A 4,744-nucleotide genomic window follows, 5' to 3' on the forward strand; every position below is an offset into this window, starting at 1 on the left:
ATATTTATTTGGACATTTTGCAAAAGCATTTTTATATAGATAGTAAAGATATTGATTCTTATTTCCTTGCTGCATTCACTAACCTATTGGAAAAGGTGGATACAACTAAGGAGCCTGAACAAATTGTAAAATGGTTCCGTCAAAGGTTAACCGGATTAGTACAAAATGAAATTGATACAGAAAATAAGAAATATCATGATAATTTAGTTCATGATTCAAATGAGAATGAATTTACTGAAGATGATGAGCAAATTAATAATTCTGCATTGGATAGAGCAGTCTTTGAGCAATATAAATTAATTCAAAATCAGTCAGGGTACAAAGAGTTTATTAAATTTGTTGGTGGTAAAGTTGAACATATCTTGTCCTCACAACAAAAGAAAGTTTATCAACTATTGCAAAATGAAGAATTAACACAAACAATAATCGCTCAAGAATTAAATTGTAGCCAGGAAAATGTAAGTCAGATCATTTCTGCGATGAATAACCGTATCAAAAAGGAATACTTATCTTATCGTACATATAAAGCATTGAGCAGCAAACCGGATACATACCAAAAGATTAGTTATTTCCTAGAGAGTTATTATCAAATAATTAAATTTGATGTTACAGATAGCTTTGATTATTACGGTTTTATTTTGGAATTTGTTAAAAATGAAGTGGTTAAAAACAAGTCCACAATGGATATGGATTTCTATAAGCCTGAACAAGATATTTACGACTACTTTAATCGTAACAAGGAAAGCCATATTGACACTGTGGTTGATGTTATTATCGACAGGTGTAATAAACCTACATACACGGTTATCAAAGCTCTATCCGAAGATATGGAACTTAGAATAAAAGATACTGCTCAAGATAAATTTGTAATTGATGTTATTAAAGTTTTCAATCAATANNCGGATATTTAGTTGAAAATGGACTAGATAACAATAAAATATTCGAAAAAGTATCATAAAAATTGTAAAAAATTACATTATCACACTTATACATAAACTGAATTAACAACAGAAGGGAATAATCCCTTCAACTAAACACCTCTATTTATACAGCTATCAAAGGCTGTCTTTTTTTGCATATAATTGAATTCTTTTAATAAATTGTTTTAGTGAATTAGTTTAGAAGGCGAGGGAGTGGTCATGACAAGAAATGAACGTTTCGAATTGTTATTAGAGATAAAGAAAAAAGAATTGAGACTAAAAGATATTGCCAATGAAATGAATTGTTCGCCAAGTCTGTTAAGTCAATTCTTAAATTCAAAGTGCGATATGTCCTCAGATAAAGTGAGTAAGTTAAAACAAATTGTAAAACAGGCTAAAGAATTTCGATGGTGTAAAGTTTACATTGATTAATATATTTGTCCGCATTGCTAACCGTGTGATTAGTACCTTTGCTGTTTCTCGGACGCTATAAATATTAGAAATGGCATTGATATGTCAATAGGTGTTGGCAATATCAATTATCCTTTCAATGGTAGCTGGTGTTTTATCGGCTACTTTTTTTATTGTTTATTTCTTGTCCGTGTCAGTTTTGCTTTTTGCTGACAGTGTTCAAACGGACGGAATAAATATATTTGAACACAGACGACTAGTTCATTTTATTTTTATCCTCGGTAGGTGCATGAGGTGTTAACAAGGTAAGACTCCAAGGAGAGTTAGCATTTGATCGTGCAGTAATATTAGGATTTGACGGTATTGCCAGTGTCATGCTGGTACCTGCTGCTCCTCCGTGACTAATAAAAGGGCAGCCCTCCTTATTAAGAAAGGATGTTGAAAATGGAAAACGAAAAAATGATGGTTACTCTTAGCGTAAAAGAGTTAGATGATCTGATTTATAATACAACTTATCGAGCAATGAAAAGGGCATTGAATAATCATTTTCATGGGATTGTTCCTTTCTTTAATAAAATGAATGATGACCTAGAAACGATTGTCAAAGAAATCGATTATTTAAAATTAAGAAAACAAGAGGAATAGCATGAAACAGTATTATTGTTATGAATGTTTGAAGGTTTATAGAAAACAAGTTTACAAGTGTGAATGTGGTTCAAAGGACATAAAGCCGATTATAATCAATACAGATAAACAAACCATTAGAGAATAGAGTGATAAATTGTGCAGGTTAATTGTTACTGGTTCTAAAAATTTCAATAACTATCCATTACTCAAACAAAAATTAGATGATTTTTTAAAAGATAAGGATTCTGATGTTGTTATAGTTTCCGGTGAAGCTGATGGAGTGGAGACGTTATCTGAAAAGTATGCGGTTGAACGGTTCTATGATATTTGTTGTTTTCCCATTCATTGGACTAAGTATGGAAAGAAAGCAGCTTTTATAAGGAATGAGTTAATGTTTAATTTTGCTAATAATTGTCTTATCTTCTGGGATGGGAAAAGTAATGATACTGGTTATACAGTTGGTGCAGCTAAGAAATATGGAATTGAATATAAAGTAATAAGATATTAAGAGAGGGAGTGAAGATTTGGAAAAGGATGTGCTAGTGGAATTAAATCCCAATAATGATTTATACGAAGTGAGTTTTGGTGATTTCGATGGTACAGATGATGATTGGACACCAGTTTTAGCGAGTTTTTACTTTAAGAGTGATGCTTTGGATTGGGCATTAAGCAGGTTTACGAAAAATGAAGATGAAGAAAAATTATTTGTGATACTCGACCATACACAAGAATTGGAAATGTTGGCTTTTTCATTAAATGAGATTGATGGAATTTTAGAGTTAATCCATGAAGAAGGAGGGTTTGTCATTAATCAAAATGAAGAATAGAGTTGGTGAAATTAACGAAAATAATTATTTATCAACAATGGAAATAGTGGAATACAATGGTGCTTTAGATGTTGTAGTAAAATTTGATAATGATAAGTTAGTACATACAAGTTATAACAAATTCAAAAAAGGTCAGGTTAGGAATCCTTATGATCCATCCGTTTGTGAGGTAGGGTATTTAGGTGAAGGGAAACACAAAGCAAGCGAGAACGGAAAGCAAACGAAAGTATATGTAGTATGGTATTCGATGTTGAATCGAGCTTATAGTGAAAAGTTTCATAAAAGACAGTCTACATATAAAGAAGTAACAGTTTGTCAGGAATGGTGGAATTTCCAAAACTTTGCTGAGTGGTTTTACGAAAATTATTACGAAATTGATAATGAACCAATCTCTCTTGATAAAGATATACTCGTTAAAGGAAATAAAGTGTACTCAGCAGAAACTTGTGTATTTGTTCCTGATCGATTAAATACACTTATTGTCAATTGTAATAGTGCCAGAGGGTCGTTACCGATAGGTGTTACATTTAACAAGATAACTAAGAAATATCAAACTCAATGTGCTAATGGAAAAGGAGAAGTAGTACCATTAGGACATTACAATTCACCAGAAGAAGCGTTTGAGGTGTATAAACAATTTAAAGAAAATGTAATCAAACAAGTGGTCAGTGAATACCAAAATAAAATTCCTAATAAATTGTATCACTCTTTGTACAGTTGGAAAATTGAGATTGATGATTAACACAAGCGACTTAATAAGTGGCTTTTTTATTTTGGGGTTGTAGCTTAATGGTAGAGCAGATTCGGTTTCCCCATAACTTTTTTACCGGGAAGTTTGTATGTTCGAGTCATGCCAGCTCCACTAAATTAAATTATGTTTTAAAAATCTAAGTTTATGGTATTTAAAAAATAACGGGATATTTCGAAAAAAAATATAAAATTTTTAAAGGAATATTAAGAGATATGTCGTATTATTAAATTAAACTATTAATATATGACAATTTATACTATTTTATTCAAGCCTATGAGAATTTTTGGATAATTTGTATAAAGGTACACAGACTAATCCCGTTTAATATATTACCAAAGACTATATGTTATGGGGTGATTTTCTTGTGTAATGAGGAGGAAAAAGACATGGCTGTTGCTGAAGCTAAGATTAGGAAAACTCAATCAGAAGCCTTTTTAAGTATTAGAGAAAAAATCCAAAGTCAAATGAAAAAACAGAAAGTTACCTATAATGATATTTTAAAAGAGGTAGAAAAAGACTTAAATGAGCGATAAAATTGTAGTTGACACTTGTGTATTTATTGAGGGTATATTTGGAGAAGATAACAATCCTAGTAGCATACTTCTTTCAATGTTAGATACTCTAGATATTAGATTAATATTCTCGCAAGAATCTATTGGTGAATTACTTTACATATTAAAAAAGCGGTGTAATGAATTGCAAATGGATAGTGATGATACAAACGATATTTTAAAAGACATGACTATTTTATTTCAAAAAGGTAAATCAGTAAATATTAGACATTATAAGAGTATGCCTCAAAAATTAACAATAAAAGATCCCGATGATCAAATGTTTGTTGATGCAGCATTTGCTGGGAAAGCTACCTATCTTATAACATTAGATAAAAAGAGTGGGATTTTAGGATTAAAAAAGCGAGTTCCATTTAATTGCTGTACCCCTCAAGAATTTCTTGGATTAATTAATAAAGAAAACATTGCGGAAACGGGTTAAAGACTTCCATTCTATATGGTGGTCTGTTTTTATTTTGTCTAAAATATTCATATGTATAATTCTTCCTAAGAACTTAAGTTTGTAGTATGCATGTTGTTTATAATGAACAGTTATAACTGAAGAAAAATAAATTCGAAATATAAGTTTGTTGAATAATAAAGCAATCATAAGTACCTTTATACTATTCTTTTGTTATAATAAGTAAATATTACTAT

The 4,744-nt window shown here is 30.5% G+C and carries 8 protein-coding genes and 1 tRNA gene; all 9 read left to right on the plus strand.

Annotated elements, in window-relative coordinates:
• Positions 1-95 precede the first annotated feature (95 nt).
• The 9 genes from V7266_RS30430 to V7266_RS30470 all read left to right on the plus strand — a co-directional run bounded on the left by V7266_RS30430 (position 96) and on the right by V7266_RS30470 (position 4,529).
• Positions 96-911 (plus strand): sigma factor-like helix-turn-helix DNA-binding protein, encoded by an 816-nt coding sequence (locus tag V7266_RS30430; RefSeq protein WP_438825781.1) that lies wholly within the window; start codon positions 96-98, stop codon positions 909-911.
• A gap of 228 nt (positions 912-1,139) precedes the next feature.
• Positions 1,140-1,352, plus strand: coding sequence for a hypothetical protein (locus tag V7266_RS30435; RefSeq protein ID WP_335473008.1), 213 nt, complete (start codon positions 1,140-1,142; stop codon positions 1,350-1,352).
• A 423-nt stretch (positions 1,353-1,775) separates the two neighbouring features.
• Positions 1,776-1,976, plus strand: a complete 201-nt coding sequence (locus V7266_RS30440) for a hypothetical protein (protein ID WP_335473009.1) — start codon at positions 1,776-1,778, stop codon at positions 1,974-1,976.
• Between the two features lie 136 nt (positions 1,977-2,112).
• Positions 2,113-2,466 carry an SLOG family protein gene (locus tag V7266_RS30445; RefSeq protein ID WP_335473010.1) on the plus strand — a complete coding sequence of 118 codons (354 nt, stop codon included), beginning with the start codon at positions 2,113-2,115 and terminating at the stop codon, positions 2,464-2,466.
• A gap of 16 nt (positions 2,467-2,482) precedes the next feature.
• Entirely contained in the window at positions 2,483-2,785 is a 303-nt protein-coding gene (locus V7266_RS30450; RefSeq protein WP_335473011.1) for a hypothetical protein, read from the plus strand.
• On the plus strand, positions 2,760-3,527 hold the full coding sequence (locus V7266_RS30455; protein WP_335473012.1) for a hypothetical protein: 768 nt from the start codon (positions 2,760-2,762) through the stop codon (positions 3,525-3,527). The genes V7266_RS30450 and V7266_RS30455 overlap by 26 nt, the downstream gene beginning before the upstream one ends.
• Positions 3,528-3,560: 33 nt before the next feature.
• Positions 3,561-3,647: transfer RNA gene (locus tag V7266_RS30460), tRNA-OTHER, on the plus strand.
• A gap of 275 nt (positions 3,648-3,922) precedes the next feature.
• The gene (locus V7266_RS30465) at positions 3,923-4,069 is read left to right on the plus strand and encodes a hypothetical protein (protein ID WP_335473013.1); all 147 of its coding nucleotides are present in this window, start codon (positions 3,923-3,925) and stop codon (positions 4,067-4,069) included.
• Entirely contained in the window at positions 4,059-4,529 is a 471-nt protein-coding gene (locus V7266_RS30470) for a putative toxin-antitoxin system toxin component, PIN family (RefSeq protein WP_335473014.1), read from the plus strand. Before V7266_RS30465 ends, V7266_RS30470 begins: the two co-directional genes overlap by 11 nt.
• The last annotated feature ends 215 nt before the right edge of the window (positions 4,530-4,744 follow it).

Origin of the sequence: Neobacillus drentensis, assembly GCF_036965645.1 — a bacterium.
Classification (GTDB): domain Bacteria; phylum Bacillota; class Bacilli; order Bacillales; family Cytobacillaceae; genus Neobacillus; species Neobacillus drentensis_D.

Coding starts and splice junctions, on each gene's coding strand:
- V7266_RS30470 (WP_335473014.1), top strand. CDS start 4,059: ATGAGCGATAAAATTGTAGTTGACACTTGTGTATTTATTGAGGGTATA.
- V7266_RS30440 (WP_335473009.1), top strand. CDS start 1,776: ATGGAAAACGAAAAAATGATGGTTACTCTTAGCGTAAAAGAGTTAGAT.
- V7266_RS30465 (WP_335473013.1), top strand. CDS start 3,923: ATGGCTGTTGCTGAAGCTAAGATTAGGAAAACTCAATCAGAAGCCTTT.
- V7266_RS30435 (WP_335473008.1), top strand. CDS start 1,140: ATGACAAGAAATGAACGTTTCGAATTGTTATTAGAGATAAAGAAAAAA.